Origin of the sequence: Pseudomyxococcus flavus, from assembly GCF_050038885.1 — a bacterium.
In the GTDB taxonomy this organism is placed as follows: domain Bacteria; phylum Myxococcota; class Myxococcia; order Myxococcales; family Myxococcaceae; genus Myxococcus; species Myxococcus flavus.
Window position 1 is genome coordinate 2638557 of sequence record NZ_CP143624.1, and the last position, 21463, is coordinate 2660019.

A 21463-nucleotide genomic window follows, 5' to 3' on the forward strand; every position below is an offset into this window, starting at 1 on the left:
CGCACGGAACGAGCGCCCGCATCGGACGGGGGCCGTGTCCGGCCGTACCTTGACGTCAGGAGGAGCGCGCGAGATATGAGCCGCCTTCCACCCGCCGTCAGGAGACGCCTTGGACATCTTCAAGGAATTCACCTTCGAGGCCGCGCACCGGCTTCCCAACGTGCCGCCCGGGCACAAGTGCAGCCGGCTCCACGGCCACAGCTACCGGGTGGAAATCCACGTGCGAGGCCCCGTGGGCGCGCAGTCTGGGTGGGTGATGGACTTCTCGGACATCCGGGAGGCCTTCGAGCCTTTGCGGCTGAAGCTGGACCACTACTACCTCAACGAGGTGGAGGGCCTGGAGAACCCCACCAGCGAGAACCTGTCGCGGTGGATCTGGAAGCGCCTGCGTCCGAGCCTTCCCCTGCTCAGCCGGGTGGTCGTCCGCGAGACGTGCACCAGCGGCTGCATCTATCAGGGTGAGGATGACTGAGCCGGCCCCTCGCGGTGCTGGCTCCACGAGGGGATTGTCATGAACGTGCTGATTACCGGGGCCACGGCCGGATTCGGGCTGGCCATCGCCCGCCGCTTCATCCAGGACGGCGCCCGCGTCATCGCCACCGGGCGCCGCACCGAGCGCCTGGAGGCCCTGCGCGCGGAGCTGGGCGAGCGGCTGCTGCCGCTCACGCTCGACATCACGGACCGTGAGGCCGTGGAGCGGACCGTCCGCTCGTTGCCGGCGGGCTTCGCGGAGGTGGACGTGCTGGTCAACAACGCGGGCCTGGCGCTGGGGTTGGACCCGGCGCAGTCGGCGCGCGTGGAGGACTGGGACACGATGGTGGACACCAACGTGAAGGGGCTCCTGTACTGCACGCACGCGGTGCTGCCCGGCATGGTGGCGCGCAACCGCGGGCACGTCATCAACATGGGCTCGGTGGCGGCGGAGTGGCCCTACCCGGGTGGCAACGTGTACGGCGCCACCAAGGCCTTCGTGCACCAGTTCAGCCTCAACCTGCGCGCGGACCTGCATGGCACCGCCGTGCGCGTGACGGACATCGAGCCGGGGCTGGTGGGCGGCACGGAGTTCTCCAACGTCCGCTTCAGGGGCGACGACGCGCGCGCCGCGTCCGTCTACGCCAACACCCAGGCGCTGACGCCCGAGGACATCGCGGACGCGGTGCACTGGGTGGCCACGCGGCCCGCGCACGTGAACATCAATGTCATGTCCCTGATGCCCGTGTCGCAGTCCTTCGGGCCCCTGCCGGTGAAGCGACAGGGCTGAGCGGGCGTCCCACATCGCCCCAGGACCTCCAGGATTCTCCAGGCCGAGCCCTTCGAGGCCCGCAAGTTGAAGCTCGGTTCACTTTGGGAGCGATGAGACCGGCGCCGGTTGGGATAACCTGCGCCCATGAGTCATCCGGAACGACCGCCGCCGTCCCAGGGGCTCCTCGCCCGCGGCCTGAAGCTGCTGGGCCACCTCACCCACCCGGACACGCGCACCGGCAAGGTGTTCACCCGCGCCGAGCAGGGGCTCACCCGCGCGGCCGCGAAGGTCACCGAGAGCCCCGCCTACCTGCGCGTCAGCGGCTCGCTCATGCGCCAGGGCTTCAACGCCCGCATCCGGCGCAATGGCCTGGTGGAGGGCGCGCTGCGCACCCTGCGCCTGCCCACCACCTCCGAGGTGGAGAACCTGCGCGACCAGCTCCGCCGCATGAATGACCAGGTCGAGGCGCTCGGCACCCAGCTGGAGCTGGTGGTGGACCTGCTCCAGCGCCAGGAAGCCGCCGCGGAAGCCGAAGCCCAAGAGCCCCCTGCCCAGGAACGCGCGCCCTCCAAGCGCCGCCGCTGACATGAACGCGTCCACCCAGCGCTTCCGCTCCTTCGTCACCGGCCAGGTCGAGCTGACCCGCGCCGTCGCGCACGCGCTCAAGTCGCGGCCCTTCAACCCGTACCCGTACCTCAAGCCCTTCATCGAGCGGGCCTCCGGCGTCCGCGAGCCGCCCATCAGCGCCACGCCGCACACCGTCGTGTACACGCGCGGCAGCATGCGCCTCCTGCGCTACGCGGCCCCCCGGCGGCGCTACCGCACGCCCATCCTCTTCGTCTATTCGCTCATCAACCGCTGGTACATCCTCGACTTCCTGCCGGGGCGCAGCCTCATCGAGCACCTCACCCGCGAGGGCTACGACGTCTACGCCATCGACTGGGGCGTGCCGGGGCAGGACGAGGAGCGGCTCACCTGGGACGACCTGCTCGGCGGGCTCATCCAGACGGCGGTGCGGTGGACGCTGCGCGTGAGCAAGAGCCGGGAGCTGACGCTCTATGGCTATTGCATGGGCGGCACCATGGCGCTGGCGTACACGTCGCTGTACCCGGAGGGCGTCCGCAACCTGGTGGCCCAGGCCACGCCGGTGGACTTCAGCAAGGGGGGCCTCTACACGCTGTGGACGTCCGCCAACCACTTCGACGTGGACTCGCTGGTGGATGCCTACGGCAACGTGCCCACGCCGGTGCTGGAGAGCGGCTTCCTCATGGCCGCGCCGGTGCAGCGCCTCACCCGCTGGCTGGAGGTGTGCCGCCGCATCGACGACCCGGACTTCGTCACCACCTTCCTCGCCATGGAGCGCTGGGGCGCCGACCCCGTGCCCTTCCCGGGTGAGGTCTACCGGCAGTACATCAAGGACTGCTACCAGCAGAACCTCTTCCCCAAGGGCCTCATGGAAGTGGGCGGCGAGCGCGTGGACCTGGGCCGCATCCAGTGCGCCATCCTCAACGTCATCGCCGAGCACGACACCATCGCGCTGCCGGCCATGAGCGAGCCGCTGCCGGAGCTGGTGGGCTCGAAGGACTGTGAGACGCGGCGCTACCCCGTGGGCCACATCGGCCTGTCCGCCTCCAGCAAGGGCGCGACGCAGGTGTGGCCCTCGATTGCCGCGTGGATTGCCGCGCGCTCGAAGCCGATGGAGCCATGAACGTCTCGTCCGACACCGAAGCCAGGGGCGTGCAGGTCCGCGAGGGGAGCATCCACCTGCGGGACGGCCGGAGGCTCGCCTACGTCGAGTCCGGCGACCTCGACGGCCTGCCCGTGTTCTTCATCCACGGCAACCCGGGCTCGCGGCACATGCGCCACCCGGATGACCGCCTCACGCATGCGCTGGGCGTGCGCCTCATCGCGCCGGACAGGCCGGGCTATGGGCTGTCGGATTACCAGCCCGGACGCACGCTGCTCGACTTCCCCGATGACCTGGAGCAGCTCGCCAACGCGCTGAAGATTGGCCGCTTCGCCCTCTTCGGCGTGTCCGCGGGCGGGCCCTACGTCGCCGCCTCCGCCTGGCGGCTGGGCGAGCGCATCACCCGCGCGGCGCTCGTCTCCGGCGCGGCGCCGCTGCGTCGGCCGGGCGCCATGGAGGGCGTGAACCGCGACTACCGCACCGCGTACACCATGGCCGCCTGGCCGGAGTGGCTGCTGCATCCGCTGATGGCCATGCATGACCGGCAGGTGCGCGCCAATCCCGCGCGAGCGCTGGCCGGCCTGCGCTCCCAGGCGTCCAAGGATGACCGGGAGGTGCTCGCGGATCCGCGCATCGCCGCGCAGGTGCAGGGCTGGCGCTACGAGGCCACGCGCAAGGGCGTGGCGGGCATGCGGCGCGAGGCCCACATCCTCGCCGCGCCGTGGAACGTCCCGCTGGAGGAGATTCGGACCGAGGTGGACCTCTGGTACTGGGAGGGCGACAGCATTGTCCCGCCGCAGATGGGGCAGTACCTCGCCTCCCGGATTCCTCGGGCCGTGCCGCACTTCCTCCCGGGTGGCGGGCACTTCTCCATCTACTCGCACTGGACGGACATCCTCACGCCGCTGGTGCGGCAGGGCGGCTGAGGCGCAGGTCCGTGCGGCGGGCGGTATGCGAGGACGGCGTGGGCGCGGCGTCCGGCTGAAGCTGAGGCGAACATCCCGCGCGTCAGGCGGCGTGCGGGTGCGCCACAGGACAACCGAGGCGCCCCTGCCGCGCCCTCAAGCCGCGCGTGCAGGAGCTTCCGGCGCGACGGGCGGAGCAATGGGCTCGCCATTCTCGCCGAGCACCACCGGGGAGATGCCCAGCTTGCGCTCCACGAAGGCGTGGCCCAGGTAGATGAAGGGCGTCAGGCCCACCGCGACCAGCAGCTTCACCACGTAGGACGTGGAGATGATGTTCACGATGGTGGAGCTGGGCAGCACGTTCGTCCACGCCACGGACTGCATCACCACCGTGTCGATGAGCTGCGACACCAGTGTAGAGCCCGTCGCCCGCACCCACAGCAGCCGGTTGCGCGTCACGCGCTTGAGCCCGTTGAAGATGGCGATGTCGCAGAACTGGCCCACCAGGTACGCCAGCATCGACGCGACGAGGATGCGCTGCGAGCCGCCGAAGACGTTGTTGAACGAATCCTCCACCGTGCCCGTGTAGCCCTCCGCGCGCGTCAGCGGCGCCCACGGCACCTGCACGGCAATGGCAATCACCACGAAGGCGAAGATGGCCATGAAGAAGCCCACCCACGTCACGAAGCGGGCCGCCTTCTTCCCGTAGAACTCGTTGAGGATGTCGGTGAGGAGGAACGTCACCGGAAAGGGCACGATGCCAATGGACATCGTCGCCACCACCGGCCCCACGTGCGCCTCGAACAGCTTCACGCCGATGATGTCGCCCACCACCAGGGACGTGACGAACACCGCCGCCAACACCACGAAGAGCTGAAGCCGTTTGTCGAGGAGCATCCCGTCGCCCTTGTGAACCGAGGCCGCGACATACCGCGCCTTACTCCCGCAGCAGGAGCCCCCCATCCAGCACCAGCTCGGAACCCGAAATCCAGGAGGCGCCCAGCAGGTAGCGCACTGCCTCGGCCACGTCCTCGGGGCGCCCCAGCCGCCCGAGCGGGTGCAGCGCCCGCAGGCCCGCCAGCTGCGCCTCCTGGCGCCGCGCATGCTCCGTCCCGGACAAGGGGCCTTCCCCTGGCGCCAGGCGCACCTCGCGCACCATGTCCGTCTCCACCACGCCCGGGAGGACGGCGCTCGCCCGCACGCCACGCGCCGCGCCGGCCAGCGCGAGCACCTTCATGACCTGGAGCAGCCCCGCCTTCGCCGCGCTGTACACGGCGCTGGTGAGGACGGGCCGCGTGGCCAGCGTGGAGGCGATGAACACCTGCGCGCCACCCGGCTCCAGCACCTCCAGGGCCTGCTCGCCCAGCCGCAGCGGCGCGACGAGGTTGACCTCGAGCTGCGCTCGCAGCGCGTCCTCCCCGATGTGCCCTGGCGGCTGGTGCACCACCTGCCCCGCGCTGTGGACGAACCCGTCCAGGCCCCCCAGCAGCTCGGCGGCGCGGCGCAGCAGACCCTCCCGGGCTTCCGGTGCGGTCAGGTCGCACGGCAGCGCGAAGGCCCGTCCCGGCCACGCGCTCACCAGCGACGCCAGCACCTCCGCGCGGCGGCCCGCCACCACCACCTGCCCCCCTGCACGCAGCAGGGCCTCCGCCACCGCCCGGCCAATGCCCGTCCCACCACCGGTGACGAGCACCTTTCGTGTGCCCACCTCGTTCACGGGTGGTGCTCCGCCAGGGAGCCCGGTGCGGCGGGCTCATCATGCGGGTAGTAGGAACGGCCGGTGATGGGCATCAGCCCCGCGGCCGGCGGCTCCGTCTCCACCTCATCCGACGGAATGAAGCTGGGCCGGTTCACGCACAGCACCGTCTGCTCCGTGGCCGAAGGGTTGTCGTAGCGGTGCACGAAGCCATGCGGCCACTCGAAGGCCATGCCCCGGGCCACCGGCTGGCCCTGGAGCAGCATCCCCGAGCCCAGCACCAGCTCGCTCTCCTCCATCCGCTGATGCACGTGTGACGGGATGCAGTGACCCGGCTTCACCCGCAGCCGGTAGACGCCGTAACCCGTCCCCTCGTGGATGATGTCCACGCGGCCGAAGGGCTTCTCCTCGCGGCCGTACACCATCTCCTCCGCGGTCCGGTGAATCTGGAGCGACGGCACCGCGAGCCCGCCGATTGCCAGCGGCTTGGTGACCCGCACCGTGGCCGCGTGGACCTGCGCGCGCGGGACGTCGTCGGTGGGCGGCGCCAGCACGTAGCGGCACACCGTCTCCACGGCGGACTCCAGGAGCTCGAAGCGACACGCCTCCAGCAGGAAGCGCAGCTCGCCCGCCAGCCGGCCATAGTTCACCGTGTGCGCCAGCCTGCCGCCCACCGCGGCGGCGCGGGTGTCCAGGAACAGGGCCACGTCCAGCCGCAGCGGCTGCGCCGCGATGCGCTCCCGGTTGAAGATGCCCACGATGCAGTCCACCGTGAGGCCGCGCAGCTCGATGACGTCCAGCGGCCGGCCCTCCGGCGTGGTGACGACGGGGGGATGAAAAGCGTGCTCCGCGCTCATAGCAGTGCGCTCCTGCCGCCATCGACGGCGATGACCTGCCCGGTGATGTACGGCGCCTCGCGGGCGAGGAACACGACGGTGCGGGCGACGTCCTCGACGCTGCCCTCGCGCCCCATGGGGATGCGGCGCAGCACCGCCTCGCGGGCCTCCGCGTCGAAGTCCTCGGGGAAGGCCACCGTGCCGGGCGACACGGCGTTGACGCGGATGTGCGGGGCCAGCTCCACCGCCAGCGCGCGGGTGAGCATGATGAGCCCCGCCTTGCTCACCGAGTAGTGCGCGTAGTGGCGCTCCGGCCGCTCACCGCCGATGTCGGTGAGGTGCACCACCAGCGGGGCCGTGCCGGCGCGCAGCGCGGGGAGCAAGGCCTGGGTGAGGAAGAAGGGCGCGTCCAGGTTCACCGCGAGCATGGCGCGGTACTGGTCGCGGGAGATGGCGGCGAAGTCGGAGCGCTCGTAGAGGCCCGCGTTGTGGACCACCACGTCCAGCGCGGGCCAGGCCTCACGCACCTGCGCGGCCAGGGCATCCACCGCGTCCGGGCGGCTCAGGTCGGCGGCGTGGAGGGTGACGCGACGGCCCAGCGCTCGGAGCTCCTCCGCCAGGGAGGCCAGCGGCTCGAGCGAGCGGTTCGCGTGGAGCGCCAGGTCATAACCCGCGCGGCCAAGCGCCCGGGCCACCGCGCCGCCAATGCGGATGCCAGCCCCGGTGATGAATGCGGTCGCCATGCGGCGCATTCACTAACAGGCCCGGCGGGGAAAGGCACTGCGGACCTGCTGCCGCGGAGCGCACCGGGTTACCCCCGTAGCCCGGCGCGCCCCACGGCGCGGTCCCCCTCTAAGTCGAAGCGTTACCGGCGGCCGGCGCTGGCGACGTGATAGCGGCCCGGCGAGAAGGGCACCCAGACCCACTCCTGGACCGGCTCGTAGCGGGCCGGCACCCAGCGTTGCTCGTAGAAGCCTCCCGTGCACCGGGTCACCCGCGCGCGGCGGTTGTTGCGCTCGCGGCAGACCTCGGGGACCCACACGCGCTCGTAGCGGCCCTCCACCCAGCGGTTCACCGTCTGCAGCTCGTAGCGGCCCCGGGCGTGGGGCGGCGGCAGCGGCGCCGGCCCCGGGTGGCGGCGGAAGCCGACGTCGACGTGGACACCGAAGTTGCCACCGCGGCCGTCATGCCGGTGCTGCTGGGAGAACCGCGACTTCTCGTGGTCGTCCTTCGCGTGCGCGGCCGTGGAGCCGAGGAACAGCATTCCGAAAGCCAGCACCGCGATACCCGTCTTGAGCGCCATGTCGTCCTCCTCCGTCGTCCTGCTTGAACCTTCTGACGGGGCACCCGCCGGAACATTCAATGGCCGATACCCGGCGCATTTCCGAGGGAGGGGCCGGTGTGGGTGCGATACACCCGGGGACACCATGTTCCACTGCAAGGGCCCCACCCTCCTGGAGCTGGCCACGCAGGCCCTCTCCTCCGTCGAGCACGGCTACGACCTGCTCGCGCCCAAGTTCGAGTACACGCCCTTCCGCACGCCGGACCCGGTGCTGAAGGCCGCCATCGCGCAGGTGGGCGCCCCGGGCTCCATCGGGAGCGCGCTCGATTTGTGCTGCGGCACGGGCGCGGCGATGCGCCTGCTCCGGCCGCTCGCGAGAGAGCGCGTGGTGGGCTTCGACCTCAGCCAGGGCATGCTCGACGAGGCCCGGCAGCGGCTCGCGGACGCGCCCGGCACCGCGGCCCTGGAGTTCATCCAGGGCGACGCCCTGGCGCTCCCCTTCGACGCGGCGTTCGACGTCGTCACCAGCTTCGGCGCCTTCGGCCACATCCTCGAGGAGGACGAGCCCCGGCTGGTGCGCGGCATCGCCCGGGCGCTGCGCCCCGGGGGCCGCTTCGTCTTCGTCACCGCGCACGCGCCGTCGAAGCTCCACCCGGGCTACTGGGTGGCCAAGGGCTTCAACGCGGCCATGCGCGTGCGCAACGCGCTGTGGAAGCCGCCCTTCGTCATGTACTACCTGACGTTCCTGGTGCCCCGCGCCCGCGCGCTGCTCGAAGCGGAGGGCTTCCACGTCGAGGTGCGTGACGGGCTCATGCCCGAGCCCTTCTCCGCGTTGAGCACCGTCATCGCCACCCGGCGCTGAGCGCGCGTCACCGCGCCGCGTAATCCACCGACGTCACCGTGTACTCCACGGTGCCGCGCGGGCGCTCCACCACCACGGACTCGCCCACTTCCTTTCCCAGCAGGGCCCGGGCCAGCGGCGACTCCACGCTCAGCCGTCCCGCCTTCACGTCCGACTCGTCCGGCCCGACGATGCGGTAGCGCACCTGGCCGCCGTCCTCGTCCTCCAGCTCCACCCAGGCGCCGAAGAAGACACGCCCCGCCTGCGAGGCCTCGGGCGCCACCACGCGCACCTCCTCCAGCACCGCGGCGAGCTCCTGCGCGCGCCGCTCACGCTCCTTGCGGCGCACGCCCACCTCCAGCTCCGAGAGCCCGCCCGCCAGGGGGTCCGGCCCCTGCGTCGCCGCCAGCTCCTCCTGGAGCGCCCGGTAGCCCTCGGGGGTGATGTAGCGCTTCTCGCCCGAGAACGCGCGCGGACGGACGGGCAGCACGCCCTCGTCTCCCGCGTCCTCCTTGGTGAATGCCTTCGACATGCCGGTCCTCTGTCTCCAAGCGGGCACGGCGGCGGGTTCGTGTGCGCGTCCGCGGAGTCCGCCGTTAAGCTGCGCCCCCTTCCATTTCCTCGCAAGGGTGAAGCCATGACAGGACAGACGCAGCTCATCGGCACGCAGGGTCAGGCACTGGCGGGTTATCTGAGCGAAGCCCCCAAGGGCGATGCGCCCGGGGCGGTGGTGCTCATCCACGAGTACTGGGGCCTCAACGCGCACACGCGCGACGTCGCGGACCGGCTGGCGCGAGAGGGCTTCACCGTCTTCGCGGTGGACCTCTATGACGGCCGCGTGACGAAGGACGCCACCGAGGCCAACGCGATGCTGAAGGCCATGGACTGGGGCAAGGCCGCGGCGGACCTGCGCGCCGCCGTCGAGGCGCTGCGCGCGCGCAAGCCCGGCACGAAGGTGGCCATCATGGGCTTCTGCATGGGTGGCGCGCTCACGCTGCTGGGCGCCGCGAACGACCCGGGGCTCGACGCCGCCGTGCCCTTCTACGGCATCCCGCCGGAGCAGGCCGCGGACGTGTCGCGCATCCGCGCGCCGGTGCTCGGCCACTACGCCCAGAACGACGAGTGGTGCTCGCCGGACCGGGTGGATGCGCTGGAGAAGAAGATGAAGGCGGGCGGCGTCCCGGTGGAGATTCACCGCTACGACGCCCAGCACGCCTTCTTCAACGACACGCGCCCGGAGGTGTACTCGCCGGACAACGCCTCGAAGGCGTGGCAGCGCACCATCGACTTCCTCCACGCGAAGCTCGGCTGAGCCTCGCGCGGACGGCGCCGGCTCAGTTGCCGGTCGAGGTCTCCGGCGCCTGGGCCGGGGCCTCCGTCGCCGGCGTCTCGGGCGCGGCGGGGGCCTCGGGGGCAGCGGGCGCCTCCGAAGCCTCGGGCGCCATCTCGGACGCGGCGGCCTCGCCCGCCGGCACCAACTGCAGGCGGTAGCCGCGCACGCCGGCGGGCAGCACGACCTCCACCAGCGGGTTCTCCTTCAGCAGCTCCGGCGTCACCGCGAAGGCCACCCGGCCGTCGTCGCCCGTCACGTAGGACTCGCGCCACCGGTAGTCCTCGCCCCAGAGGACCCGGGCGCCCTTCACGGGCTGGTTCGTCTCCGCGTCCAGCACCACCAGCTCCACCGGGGAGCCTGCGGCGACCGACGAGCCCGCGGGCTGCACGACGTCACGGTAGAACGGGCGCTGCTGCACACAGGCGGCCAGCAGGGAAGAGGTGGCGAGGACGACGGTCAGCAGTTTGCGGCGAAAGCTCATGGAAGATTCCGTACGGGCAGGGATGGGGGTGCAGCCGGGCGCGGCAGCATAGCCGGAGCCCACCAGCCGCCAAGTCCGGGGCGCATCTTCGGGGCGTCCCACGCCGGTATCCAGGGACTCCGCGAGTATTCCGGGCGGGGAAATCCAGGGCCCGACAGGTGGCCCGCCCCCCGGTGCGCCCGGCGGCCCTTCCGCACACCCGCTGGCGTCACAAAGTCATGACCATCAGGCACCCGTTGACTTGCCCTCGTGGGAGGTATCCAGACATGTCCGAACACATCCTGACGCAGGACCCGCAGAAGGCCCTCGCCGGCCCCAAGCTGCGCTACGAGTACGTCCGCAGGGAGATTCCAGCAGGCCTGACCTTCAAGCCGGACCGCATCAACCCCGTCCACAACCGCCTCATCGTGAGCACGCTGGTGATGGCCATCACCAGCCTGGTCCTCGCCTTCGTGCCCATGTTCAACGGGCTGCTGGCGGGCACCTTCGGCGGCTTCCACGCCCGGGAACCGAAACGCGCGTTCGCCGCAGCCGCCCTCTCCGCCGTGGCGGTGCCCACGTTCATCGCCTTCTTGCTCTTCATCGGCTCGGCCACCCAGTCGCACCTCTTCTGGGGCCTGGGCTTCTGGGGGTACACGGCCCTCTACGTCATCGGCCTCTTCATCGGCGCGGCCACGGGCGCCATCAGCCACCCGTTCTGGCACACGCGCGTCCTTGGCGAGCCCACCCCTGTCAGCGCACCTCGAGTCCGAGGGCCAGACGCCGCTCCGCCGAGCCGTCCAGCCACGCCGTAGAGGAAGCGGGTGCCACCCACCCTTCCCAGCGGACCTGGGCGCGCGGCGTGAGCAGGATGCCGAATGGCCCCGCGCGCCCCAGCCACACCTCCACCTGGAGCGTGGCGCCCGCTTCGTGGGTGAGGTGTGAATCTCCCACGCGCCACGTGGGCGCATAGGCCGCCTCCAGGCGCACGGCATTGGCTCCCGAGCCAGGGAGCCCCGTGCGGTGGGCCACGGAGAGGCGCGGCCCCGCGGCCGGCGTGAGCATGTCCCGGTTCCAATGCACCAGGGCCAGGCCCCCCAGCCCCACGGCGGTGTAGCGGGAGAAGCGCGCGTTCTCATCCAGCACCACCAGCGCCTCCGCCTGGACGGACGCCCGGTAGGGCAACACGCGCGCGTCGCTCGAGGCCACGCGCGCCTCCGCCCCCCAGCCCAGCGAGTCCCAGGCGGAGTCCCGGAACTGTGGAAGCTCCCGCAGCAGGGTGCGGTAGCCCACCAGCGTGAACTCCGACGCCACCACCTTCGGCACACCCCAGCGAGGCGCCAGCAGCAGCTCGCCATCGAGCACCCTCAGCTCGCTGCTCGGCCTGAAGCCGTGAAGCCGCGCGTCGCCCAGTGCCTCCGCGAGCCCCGCGGTGCGCAGGCCGACCAGGGGTCTGGCGTCTCCCACTTCGGGGAAGTCCACCCCCATGGTCAGCACCAGGCGCCCCGCCCCGGAGTCCCGCAGCGCCCCTTCGGCCCACGCGGCCTCCGCGGCCACCTTGCGGCGGCGGTCCTCGCCCAGGAAGGCCACCGGGTCCACGTCCGCCAGCGGCCCCTCGTTGAGCGCGCCCTGCACCTCCGTGGCCCGCGTGAAGGCGGCCTCGGTACGCTGGGCCCACACGAGCGTCCGCAGCTCCTCCGGCGTGGGCGGGCGCCGGGGCGCGGAGGCCAGCGCGTCCTTCAGCATCGTGGCGCGGTCCAGCACCGCGAGCCGCCGCTGGAGGGCATCCTCGGACTCGAAGATGCGCTGGCGCTCGCGCGTGCCGGCCTTCGCCGAGCCCGTCATGGGCACCTTCACCGCGAGCAGCCGCTCGCGCTCGATTCGCAGGCGCTCCCCTTCCGCCCGGTCCACCGCCGCACGCTCCACCCGCACCGCATGCGCCACGTAGGCGTGCAGATACTGGCGGACCGTGTCTCGCGAGATCGTGGGCGCCGAGTGCAGCAGCGCCGTCACCACGTCAGGCAGGTCGTCGTAGGCCCGCTGGCGCGTCTGCGGCTCCGGCGACTGCAACCGGGCGTGCACGTCCCGCAGCCGCGCGAGCGCGTTCGCGCCGACGTGGCCGGCCAGTGCCTCCAGGGCCTCCTGCCGCGCCGCGTGCGCGCGCACCGCGCGGTCTCCCGTGGACTCGAAGGCGTCCGGGATGTGCTCCAGCAGGGGCACGGCTTCGCCCCCGGGCCCTTCCACCTCCACCCGGGCCAGCCTGTCCAGCGTGGCGGTGGGCAACACCCAGAGCATCCCTGGAGGACGCACCTGCCGGCCTCCTTCCAGGGTGCCATTGAGCAGGAAGAGGAGCGCGCTCGCGCAGTTGTCCGTGAAGAAGTAGTAGCCCATGTAGCCGCGGCGCTCGAGCTCCCACACGCGCTCCAGCATCCGAGCTTCTTCGCCGGGGTTGAGCCGCAGCCGGAAGCGGCGGATGGAGCGCTGCTCCAGCTCCAGCGCTTCATGGGCCAGGTCGCCCATCGTCCCCGTGAGGAACACGGTGTCGTAGGCCCCCGTCATGCCCTTCACCACGTAGAGCAGGCCCTTGGACTCGAGTCCCGTCAGCGCCACCAGCTGCACCACCCGCTCGAAGGTGGGGCCGCGTGGCACGTCGCCCTCGCGCCACACCGGACGCAGCAGCAGGTGCCCGAAGAGGGACTCCGGTTGGCGGCCCGTGGAGGCCACCAGGAGCACCTCGAAGTGCGAGAGGGCGTCCCGCTCCGCCCACGCGTCGAAGGCGGGACAGTCGCCACGTGGCGGCAAAGTGCCCAGACCGGACGCGGCCACCAACGCCGTGAGCGCGCGGGCCTTGGAGAACTCCTGGCAGCGCACCTGGTCGTCCACGGGCAGCGCGTCCGCGCGCAGGGACTCCACGGGGACCAGGTACTCCTCCGCGAAGGTGACGAGGTCCAGCGAGGCACTTCGCTGCCCCATGGCACGGCTGAAGGCGCCCGCGTAGTTGATGCGGACCTCCTCCTTCCACACCAGCGGGCGCTCGAAGGGCTTCAGCCAGCCCGACAGCCTGCGCCAGTCCTGGGTGCCGCTCCAGCCGCGCGCGTCATCCCACCGCTGCATCACCGCGTGCACCACCGCGCGGCGGCGCCACAGGCGCTCTGACTCATCGTCCGTCAGTCGGGACAGGCGCAGCGTGGCCCGGCGCTCGTCCGACGGTGCGTAACGATAGAGGTGGAAGCGCGCACGGCCCTCCGTCCAGTCCGGGCGCGCGGGGGAACCATCACCGAGGCCCAGGGGCGCGCTCTCGGTGTGGAGCACCAGCTCCAACGGGCCGCCGGGTGGACGGCGCATCGCTGGTGGCAGCGCGCCCAGGCCCGCCTCGACTTCCGTGACGAGGCGCGCATCGGCCGCGGCGGCGCCGCGCAGCACCACGCCGGACTCCGCGAGTGCCTGCACGCGCTCGGGGAGGGGGCGTGCGTACAAGGCGATGTCCGGGGTGGGCAGGGACGCAACGGGCGCAGCATGGGTATGCGGAGCCGTGTCTCGCTCCGGATTGGCCGGATCGCCATCCTGAGGCGTGGACGTGCGAGACGACGGGCCCCCTGCACTGCCAGCCGGCGCCTCCTCGACCACGCCGGCCACGCCGCCTCCAGCCGACGCCGCGACATCGGACCGCGCCTGGCTGCGCTCCAGGTCAGGCGGCGTCGTTGCCTCCACGGCCACGCCGCGTCCAGCCAACGCCGCGACATCGACCCGCGCGTGGCTGCGCTCCAGGTCAGGCAGCGCAGCAGCCTCCATGCCCAGCGTGAGAGCGAGGCTCAGCAGCCCCAGCCAGCGCATCAATGCGCCACCGCTGCAGTGCCCTCCGGGGGCGGTGCCGCCAGGAACGTGCGACGGTCCTCCTCCAGACGCGGGTCGGCCCGCGCCAGCTCGCCCACGCGCTCCAGCCAGGCGAGCGCCCGCTCCGGCGTGAGCGTGCTCGACTCCGCCAGCGCGAGCAGCTCCTTCCGGTTCGCGCGCAGCACCCGCCCGAAGATGCCCAGGTGTTCCCGGCGGATGCGCGCCGCCGCCGCCAGGTCCTCCACCGTCGGTCCAGCCCCCAGGGCGAGGTCCTCACGAAGCTGGTGGGTGCGTGCTCGGAGGTACACCTGGGCCGCCCGGCCCGCCTCACGAGGTGACACGCCCCGGCGCCGCTCCGCCGCGGCGTATGCCTGCCAGATGACCACGCCGAGCCCCACCACCAGCACCGCCACCGTCACCGCCGACGCCACGTCGTTGTTGCCGGATTTGCTGCTGTTCTCGCTGCGCGAACGCGAGGCCTCCCCTTCCGCTTGCTCCGTTCCGCTGGAGCCCTCACTGCTCCCGCCCTCCTCGGAGCTGTGGGACGTCTCCTCGCTGGCGGCGTTTTCGGTCGACTCGGCGTTGCTCGAACCTTCCTCACTGGAGCCGCTCGACTCCGACTGGCTCGAACCTTCCTCACTGGAGCCGCTCGACTCCGACTGGCTCGACTCCCCGGAGCCGTCCGAGGACGCCCCCGAATCGGAGCCTTCCGAGGATGCTCCCGATTCGGAACCTTCGGACGACGCCTCCGAGGCGCTCATGCCATCAGACCCCAGAACTCCTCCGGGCGTCCTGCATCCCGAAACCGTCATCACCACTGCCATGCACAGCGCTCGCTTCGCGGAGCTCTTCGTCTTCATCGAATGCATCCCGGGGTGTCCATCCGCTCTCCACGTGGGCCGGCCGTCGCACGGGGGGCCATCCAGTCGGCAGCCTAGCCAGCGGCGTGCCGGGTCGAAGGATGGCGCGATTCCGCGCCTTTGAGCACGACACCATGCGGCATACCGCGAAGCCCATGAACCGTCGGTGCGTTACGCGCTACGCGCCCGGTGAGCACCTTTCCAGCGAACGTCCACACGGAGTGCGGTCATGACGACCCTGGGGCTCGCGATACTCGGACTCGCAACTGTACTGCTATCACTTGCAGCCATCTTTCCCGTCCAGGAGCCGGAATGGTTCGGCTTTGGCGTCCTGGCCATCGCGCTCTGCGCACTGGGCGGCGCCTTCAGCGGCCCGCATCTGCGCACCGCCATGCCCTGGGGCGTGGGCACCGCGCTCTCCATCTGGGCCCTGGTGGCCCTGGGCACGGGAGGCGTCAGTGCCTGGCTTGGCTGGGCGGCGCTGGCGTTGGGGTTGGCCTATCTCGCGCTGGGAATGCTTCACTTCATCCGCAGGGTGGTGCCTGCCCATCGGCTGCCGCGCTTCCTGCATGCCCCATGAGGTCAGGTCGCTCCACAATGGCAACCATCCTCGTGGGTTGGGACGGGCGTCCGGTGTGTCGAAAGGAGCGGCGCACCGGGCACCCGAAACCGAGCGCCCGGCGCGCGCTCACAGTTCACCGCGGCGGCCCTCCCCCCCGGGGGCCAGGGTGAGAGTGTTCCGCCTCTCCCCCCTCTCCTGCTATTGAGGAAACCCCCGGGTCATCAAAAACCCACCTTTCATGGAAAGGTGAGAAGCCCTGGTGAGGAAAATTCTGAACGTTCTAGACATCGGTGAAAGGTGGACGAGGACTGGGCGCAATCCCTAACAGGCGTATACTTCACTGACCGTGATTCGTTTGAATTCCGAGGAGCAGGGCCTGCTGATGGACCTGGAGGCGTTGCTCGTGGAGGCCGAGCCCGGGGCGGAGTCCTTGCCCCAGGTGCTGACAGCCCTACGAGACGCTTTGCGGGCCGAGCGCGCCGTGGCCTACGGAGTGGACGTGGGCCCGGAGCGCTACCACGCGAGCTACTCCTATTGCGCGGGCTTCCCATTCCCTGCCGCGACGGTGCAGTCGGCCATTGAGACCCAGGTGTCTGCCTGGAGCGAACCTTGGGGCTGGTTCAACCCCGCACGGCCGGAGCCCGCCCAGCGCAACCGCGCGCTGCATTTCCGCTCGTTGCTGGAGACCGAGACGCCACGCCAGATGCCCCTCCATGACCTGTCGGCCGCCGAGGTGAGCCGGCGGCTGGGCATGAGCGAGGACTCGCTGGAGAGCACCCGCGAGCGCATCAGCGCCCGCGCTGGCGCGATGTTCCGGCAGCTCGGCCTGGAGCACATGCAATGGCTTCGCACGCTCGTCTGCGACGGCCCCGTGCTCCTGGGCTGGGTGGGGCTAGCCCGCGCCGAGCCCTTCACCGAGCGCGAGCAGCGGCTGCTCCAGGCCCTGACACCGGCGCTGCAGCGGCGGCTGACCATGGAGACGCGGCTGCGCGAATCCGGCCTGCTGTCCACGGCCCTGGCGGTCGCGATGGAGGCGCTCGGGCGCGCCGCCTGGGTGGTCAGCTCCAGCGGCCGCGTGGTGCACGCCAACAACGCCGGGCGCGCCCGGCTGGAGCGGCATGACCCGGAGCTGATGGAGTCCTTGCGCCGCGGCGCCCAGGGCATCCCCTGCTCCGGACCGCTCACCATGACGCCGCTGGTCACCACCGGCCTGCCGCCCCACTACCTGGCCATCGACACCGGCACCGCCTCCAGCGCCGCCGCGCGCGTGCAGGCGCTGTCGGCCCGCTGGTCGCTCACGGCGCGCGAGTCCGAGGTGCTGACCCACATCATCCAGGGCGAGACGAACAAGTCCATCGCGGGACGGCTGGGCTGCGCCGAGCGCACCGTGGAGGTCCACGTCACGCACCTCCTGAGCAAGGCGCAGGTGGAGAGTCGCTCGGCGCTCATCGCCCGCTTCTTCCAGAGCTCGTGAGCCAGGCTTCACCCATCCAGGCCGCGCTCGCTCGCGCCGCCGAGGCCGCGGCGGGCGCACCGCGCTCCGTTCCGGCGGCGGGCCCTGTCTGGCGGCGGCGGCTCGTCATCGGGGACCCGCAGGCTGACCTGGACCAGGTCCTGGCCATCCTGGCGCATCACGGGTTGCTGGCCGACGACGGCTGGCTTTGCGCCGACGTGCAGCTCATCTCGGTGGGAGACCACTTCGACTGGGGCAAGCCGCCCGAGCGTGAGCCCGTCGCCGCCAGTGGACTGGCGCTGGTGGCGTGGCTGGCCGCCCACCCGGCGAACCAGGCGGTGATGCTGCTGGGCAACCATGACCTGGGGCGCGTGGGCGAGCTGGCCGGCTTCACGGACGCGCGCTTCGCCGAGGCCCAGGCCGACGCGGACCGCATCTACCAGGGCGGGGCGACGGACGAAGCCGCGGAGCAGGCGTTCCTCGCGCGCTGGCCGCAGGTCCCTTCCGCGGAGCTGGTGGCGCGCGACTTCGGCAACTTCCGCGAGGTGCAGCGCACCTGGGTGGAGCACCTGCTGCGGGTGAAGCGCTTCCGCGTGGCCCATGCCGCGGCCCCCGACCTGCTGGTGCTGCATGCGGGCGTCACGCAGGAGGACCTGGATGTGACGGGCCTGGCTCCCGCCCACCGCGCGGACGCAGACCGGGTGGCGGCGGCGCTGAACGCGGCCCTCGATGCCGCGGTGGCGGGATGGACTCGAGGCCCGCTCGTCATTCCGGGGCTGCACCACCCGGGTGACGCGGCTCATGGCGAGGGCACGGGCATCTTCTACCAGCGCCCCAGCCTGCTGCCCGAGGACGCCGAGCGGGTGCGCGGCACGCCTCGCCGCCGCTTCGACCCGAGGCGACTGCCCCCCGGCCTGACGCAGGTGGTGGGCCACACGCGTGACAAGCGGAGCCGCGCGATGCTGGGACTGCCGCCCACCGGCGCCCGAGACGGCGTCCTGCGGCACCTCGTCACGGATGGAACGCGCGTGGACTACGCCCACGGCGCGCCGCCTCCGCCAGCACCCGGCGCCGCGATGCTGGTGTTCACCGACGGCGCCATGCGCGAGTGCCAGGCCCCGGACTACGAGCTGTTCGACCTGGACACCCGCGCGGCGGCTACCGCGCCGAGGCCTGGAGACCGCTGAGCTTCTTCTCCAGCCCGGCCACCATGCGCGGCGACACCTGGGAGGCGGGCAGCGTCTTCGCGAAGGCGATGGCCTCCTCCAGCGTCTTCACCGCGGACGCGGTGTCCTTGCGCGCGACGAAGATGTCCGCGCGGCCCGACAGCACCGACAGACGCCGCGCGCCCTGGACGCGCTCCAGCGCGCGGTCACTGGCGGCGAGCGCGTCATCGAGCCGCCCCTCCAGCCGGTACAGCGTCGCCAGCCGCGCGGGCGGGTTGTAGTCCTGGGGCAGGTCCTTCTCGCTCTGCTCGATGGCGGGAATCGCCCGCCCCGGCGTCTCCAGCTTCATCGCCGCGAGCATGCGGTGCGAGTCGAACACCGTGCGCGCCTGGGGATGGGGCGCCTTCGCCGCCTCCGCCTCCAGGAACGTCAGCCACTCCGCGGCCAGGGCCTTCACGCCCGCGGTGTCCTTCGCCGCCTCGCGGGCCTGCACCCACACCTCGTACAGGCCGGAGCGGTCATCCGCCGACATGTCGATGGCCGGAGGCGCCAGGGCCTCCGCCACCTTCGCCTCCAGGCCGCCGCGCAGCTCCGCGCCCGCGGCGTGGTCCTCCGGCAGCGACAGCACGCAGTACATGCCCAGCAGGGCGCCGTTGGCCCAGGACAGCGAGCGCGGCGTCTTCGGGAGCTCCTCCAGCGCCTTGCGCGCGCACGCCTCGTGCTGCTTCGCGCCGTACATCGCCGTCAGCAGCGACTCCACCGCGCGGCCCCGGCGGGACCAGTCCGCGGGCGCCTCGGCCAGGGCCTCCGCGAGCGTCTCGGCCGCCTCGTCCGAGCGGCCCTCCGCGTAGAGCGCGTCGCCGCGCGCCAGCAGGGCCTCGGCGCCGGTGATGCCGCCCTTGTACGCGCGCTCGCCGTCCTCGAAGAGCTTCTCCAGCTGCGCCACCGTGGCGCTGCCGGCGAAGCGCAGCAGGGCCTTCTCCTGGCGCGGGTCGATGACGTACAGCGTGGGCCAGAACTCCACCGGGTACTTCTCCTGGAACGCCGCGTTCGACGTCAGGTCGGTGTTCACCTCCAGCCACACGAAGCGGTCCGCGTGCCGGGCCAGCGAGGCGTCCGACAGCACGTAGGCCTTCATCGAGCGGCACGTGTGACACCAGGGCGCCCAGACGTCGACGAAGAGGGGGAGGCCCTTCGCCTTCGCCTCGGCGAGCGCGCGGGCGTAGTCATCCTGGATGAAGGGCAGCGGGGCCCCGGCGTGAGCGGTGTCCCCCGCGGGGGTATTCGTGTTCGCGGCGGTGCAGGCGACGAGCCCCGACAGGAGCAGGCAGGCGGCGAAGAGGCGCATGGGAACACCCTACCGCGCTCCTCCGGCTCTGTCCCCGGCGGACACCTGGAGGGACAAGTGCCTGGGCATGGAGGCCCCCGCGTGCTGAGGTGCATGGACTTCTGGTGATGAGAGACCCGTACACCCTGCGCACCTGCCTCGCGTCCGCCCTGGACGCCCTGCCCGCCCCCGAGCGCTTCCCGGACGCCGCGGACGCCGAGCTCGCCCGCCGTCTGGCCGAGCGCCTGCGACGGGACCTGCTGCCCCGCCTGGGCTCGGCCGACGCGCCCCTGCTGCTGGTGGCCATCGCCGGCCCCAACAACGTGGGCAAGTCCACGCTCTTCAACGCGCTGGTGGGCGCGGCGCTGTCCCCCGCACGCCCCGAGGGCGGCCTCACCAAGCAGTGCCTGGCGGCGGCCCACCCCGATTCGTGGAGCGGCCCGCTGAAGGACTACCTGACGCGGCGCTATGACACGGTGCCGGTGGCCTCCGGAGACGTGGCGCCGGTGGACCAGCCGGGGCCCCCGGGGCGGTTGTACCTGGTGCTGTCGGACGCGGTGCCTCGCGGGCTGCTCGTCATGGACACGCCGGACTTCGACAGCGTGTACCGCGACAACCGGGAGCGCGCCGAGGCGCTGCTCGTCACCGTGGACGTGCTCGTCTTCGTGGTGAGCCGGCAGACGTACCAGAACGCCGCGCTGGTGGACTTCCTGCGCGCCGCGGTGGGACACGGGCGGCCGTACCTGCTCGTCTACAACGAGGCCACGCGCGAGGAGGTGGCCCGCGGGCACCTGGACAAGCTCGCCGCGGACGTGGGCCACCCCGCCCTCGCGCGCTACCTGGCGCCGCACCAGCCCGACGTGGAGGCGGGGCTCGAGCCGCTGGCCACGGAGCCCCTGGATGGGAAGCCCGCCCTGGGCGCGCTGCTGGGACAGGCCGAGCACGCGCGCGAGCTGAAGGCGCGGGCGCTGGAGGCGTCGCTCGCCGACGCGCGCGCGGAGATGGAGGCCGTGTCTCGCGCGGCGTCCCACGCGGCCCAGGAGCCCGACCGGCTCCGCAAGCGCCTGCGGCACGAGCTGAGCGTCATCGGGGCCCACGCGGCGCTGAAGGCCGTCCCCGCGGACGTGCTCATCGACGCCTTCCGCGACGAGCTGGACGCACGCAGCCACTTCCACAAGTGGGTGCGCCTGCCCTTCCGGGGGCTGGCCACGGCGCTCACCTTCGTCACGCGCAAGGTGCGCGAGTCGTTCACCGCGCCCGAGGCGCCGGGCACCGACACGCCGACCCACGCGGTGGACGAGTCGCTGAAGGACGGCGTCCGCCGCCTGGTGGACGCCTTCGCGCCCGAGGTGGCCACCTGGCGCGCCGACGCGCAGACGCGGGCGAAGCTGGAGGAGGCCTTCGGCCCCGTGACGCTGACGAAGCTGGAGGAGCCCCTGGGCTTCGAGCCCTTGCATGCACACGCGGCGGACCGGGCCACGCTGTACGCGTACTGCCGGGAGCTGGTGGCCGCGGAGCTCCAGGGCGGCATGCGCGAGGAGATACTCCAGGCCCTGACGACGCTGGTGTACTCCGTGCCGTCCGGCGCGGCGGCGGTGGTGACGGTGGCCACCGGCGGCCTCGGCCATGACGCGGTGGTCTGGGCCGGCACCTTGCTGTCCACGCCGCTGATGGAGCGCTTCGTGGACCTGCTGGGCGCCCAGGTCCGGGCCCGCGTCACCCGGAAGTGGGCGGATGCCCATGGCGCCACCCTGGCGAAGGCCCTGGAGGAACGGTACTTCTCCGACGTGCTGAAGCAGCTCGACGGGCTGGCAGGCGACTGGACCCGCACGGCGGCCCAGCTGGATGAGGCCCGCGCGGAGCTGGTCTGACGGGCCGTATGTCCCGGCCGCACCCAGCGCCGCTGACACCCTGCATCACCGGACGGGGCTCGGGCCGGCCTCGTCGCGCCGGCGGCCCCGCTGTCATGGGCTCGTGA

General features: G+C 72.0%; 22 protein-coding genes. 12 read left to right on the forward strand and 10 right to left on the reverse strand.

Going from position 1 to position 21463, the window contains the following annotated elements; genetic code table 11:
• The first annotated feature begins 109 nt into the window (after window positions 1-109).
• The 5 genes from queD to VZL07_RS11145 all read left to right on the forward strand — a co-directional run bounded on the left by queD (window position 110) and on the right by VZL07_RS11145 (window position 3856).
• Window positions 110-472, forward strand: coding sequence for a 6-carboxytetrahydropterin synthase QueD (gene queD / locus VZL07_RS11125; RefSeq protein ID WP_426755477.1), 363 nt, complete (start codon window positions 110-112; stop codon window positions 470-472).
• 39 nt (window positions 473-511) lie between these two features.
• A complete protein-coding gene (gene ydfG / locus VZL07_RS11130; protein WP_426755478.1) occupies window positions 512-1261 on the forward strand; it encodes a bifunctional NADP-dependent 3-hydroxy acid dehydrogenase/3-hydroxypropionate dehydrogenase YdfG in 750 nt (249 codons plus the stop codon).
• Window positions 1262-1387: 126 nt separating this feature from the next.
• Window positions 1388-1828, forward strand: coding sequence for a hypothetical protein (locus VZL07_RS11135; RefSeq protein ID WP_426755479.1), 441 nt, complete (start codon window positions 1388-1390; stop codon window positions 1826-1828).
• Window position 1829: 1 nt separating this feature from the next.
• Window positions 1830-2951 (forward strand): alpha/beta fold hydrolase, encoded by a 1122-nt coding sequence (locus tag VZL07_RS11140; RefSeq protein ID WP_426755480.1) that lies wholly within the window; start codon window positions 1830-1832, stop codon window positions 2949-2951.
• Entirely contained in the window at window positions 2948-3856 is a 909-nt protein-coding gene (locus VZL07_RS11145) for an alpha/beta fold hydrolase (protein ID WP_426755481.1), read from the forward strand. The genes VZL07_RS11140 and VZL07_RS11145 overlap by 4 nt, the downstream gene beginning before the upstream one ends.
• A gap of 135 nt (window positions 3857-3991) precedes the next feature.
• Here VZL07_RS11145 and VZL07_RS11150 read toward each other — a convergent pair whose 3' ends face one another.
• The 5 genes from VZL07_RS11150 to VZL07_RS11170 form a co-directional block, all read right to left on the reverse strand.
• Complete coding sequence (locus tag VZL07_RS11150) at window positions 3992-4732, reverse strand: queuosine precursor transporter (RefSeq protein WP_426755482.1); 741 nt, start codon at window positions 4730-4732, stop codon at window positions 3992-3994.
• A 40-nt stretch (window positions 4733-4772) separates the two neighbouring features.
• Window positions 4773-5552, reverse strand: a complete 780-nt coding sequence (locus tag VZL07_RS11155; RefSeq protein ID WP_426755483.1) for an SDR family NAD(P)-dependent oxidoreductase — start codon at window positions 5550-5552, stop codon at window positions 4773-4775.
• A complete protein-coding gene (locus VZL07_RS11160; protein ID WP_426755484.1) occupies window positions 5549-6388 on the reverse strand; it encodes a dihydroneopterin aldolase in 840 nt (279 codons plus the stop codon). The genes VZL07_RS11155 and VZL07_RS11160 overlap by 4 nt, the downstream gene beginning before the upstream one ends.
• Window positions 6385-7110 carry an SDR family oxidoreductase gene (locus tag VZL07_RS11165; protein WP_426755485.1) on the reverse strand — a complete coding sequence of 242 codons (726 nt, stop codon included), beginning with the start codon at window positions 7108-7110 and terminating at the stop codon, window positions 6385-6387. The genes VZL07_RS11160 and VZL07_RS11165 overlap by 4 nt, the downstream gene beginning before the upstream one ends.
• Before the next feature lie 122 nt (window positions 7111-7232).
• On the reverse strand, window positions 7233-7670 hold the full coding sequence (locus VZL07_RS11170) for a hypothetical protein (RefSeq protein WP_426755486.1): 438 nt from the start codon (window positions 7668-7670) through the stop codon (window positions 7233-7235).
• Window positions 7671-7794: 124 nt separating this feature from the next.
• Here VZL07_RS11170 and VZL07_RS11175 point away from each other — a divergent pair, with 124 nt between their 5' ends.
• Window positions 7795-8511, forward strand: coding sequence for a class I SAM-dependent methyltransferase (locus tag VZL07_RS11175; RefSeq protein ID WP_426755487.1), 717 nt, complete (start codon window positions 7795-7797; stop codon window positions 8509-8511).
• Between the two features lie 7 nt (window positions 8512-8518).
• Here VZL07_RS11175 and VZL07_RS11180 read toward each other — a convergent pair whose 3' ends face one another.
• Window positions 8519-9022, reverse strand: a complete 504-nt coding sequence (locus VZL07_RS11180) for a GreA/GreB family elongation factor (protein WP_426755488.1) — start codon at window positions 9020-9022, stop codon at window positions 8519-8521.
• Window positions 9023-9127: 105 nt separating this feature from the next.
• On the opposite strand from VZL07_RS11180, the gene VZL07_RS11185 reads away from it, so the two are divergent.
• Window positions 9128-9802 (forward strand): dienelactone hydrolase family protein, encoded by a 675-nt coding sequence (locus tag VZL07_RS11185; RefSeq protein WP_426755489.1) that lies wholly within the window; start codon window positions 9128-9130, stop codon window positions 9800-9802.
• Between the two features lie 22 nt (window positions 9803-9824).
• Here the strand turns inward: VZL07_RS11185 and VZL07_RS11190 are convergent, their stop codons facing one another.
• Window positions 9825-10304 carry a hypothetical protein gene (locus VZL07_RS11190; protein ID WP_426755490.1) on the reverse strand — a complete coding sequence of 160 codons (480 nt, stop codon included), beginning with the start codon at window positions 10302-10304 and terminating at the stop codon, window positions 9825-9827.
• A 266-nt stretch (window positions 10305-10570) separates the two neighbouring features.
• On the opposite strand from VZL07_RS11190, the gene VZL07_RS11195 reads away from it, so the two are divergent.
• Window positions 10571-11098, forward strand: coding sequence for a hypothetical protein (locus VZL07_RS11195; RefSeq protein WP_426755491.1), 528 nt, complete (start codon window positions 10571-10573; stop codon window positions 11096-11098).
• Here the strand turns inward: VZL07_RS11195 and VZL07_RS11200 are convergent.
• On the reverse strand, window positions 11037-14117 hold the full coding sequence (locus VZL07_RS11200) for a DUF4105 domain-containing protein (protein WP_426755492.1): 3081 nt from the start codon (window positions 14115-14117) through the stop codon (window positions 11037-11039). The two genes, VZL07_RS11195 and VZL07_RS11200, sit on opposite strands and share 62 nt — an antisense overlap.
• Entirely contained in the window at window positions 14117-14878 is a 762-nt protein-coding gene (locus VZL07_RS11205) for a hypothetical protein (protein WP_426755493.1), read from the reverse strand. The genes VZL07_RS11200 and VZL07_RS11205 overlap by 1 nt, the downstream gene beginning before the upstream one ends.
• A 328-nt stretch (window positions 14879-15206) precedes the next feature.
• Between VZL07_RS11205 and VZL07_RS11210 the strand changes: the two genes are divergently transcribed.
• From VZL07_RS11210 to VZL07_RS11220, 3 genes are all read left to right on the forward strand, one after another.
• On the forward strand, window positions 15207-15557 hold the full coding sequence (locus VZL07_RS11210; protein ID WP_426755494.1) for a hypothetical protein: 351 nt from the start codon (window positions 15207-15209) through the stop codon (window positions 15555-15557).
• A 328-nt stretch (window positions 15558-15885) separates the two neighbouring features.
• A complete protein-coding gene (locus VZL07_RS11215; protein ID WP_426755495.1) occupies window positions 15886-17013 on the forward strand; it encodes a LuxR C-terminal-related transcriptional regulator in 1128 nt (375 codons plus the stop codon).
• On the forward strand, window positions 17010-18179 hold the full coding sequence (locus tag VZL07_RS11220) for a metallophosphoesterase (protein WP_426755496.1): 1170 nt from the start codon (window positions 17010-17012) through the stop codon (window positions 18177-18179). The genes VZL07_RS11215 and VZL07_RS11220 overlap by 4 nt, the downstream gene beginning before the upstream one ends.
• Here VZL07_RS11220 and VZL07_RS11225 read toward each other — a convergent pair.
• The gene (locus VZL07_RS11225) at window positions 18151-19506 is read right to left on the reverse strand and encodes a thioredoxin family protein (protein WP_426755497.1); all 1356 of its coding nucleotides are present in this window, start codon (window positions 19504-19506) and stop codon (window positions 18151-18153) included. The genes VZL07_RS11220 and VZL07_RS11225 overlap by 29 nt on opposite strands.
• 107 nt (window positions 19507-19613) lie before the next feature.
• On the opposite strand from VZL07_RS11225, the gene VZL07_RS11230 reads away from it, so the two are divergent.
• On the forward strand, window positions 19614-21356 hold the full coding sequence (locus VZL07_RS11230; protein ID WP_426755498.1) for a GTPase: 1743 nt from the start codon (window positions 19614-19616) through the stop codon (window positions 21354-21356).
• The last annotated feature ends 107 nt before the right edge of the window (window positions 21357-21463 follow it).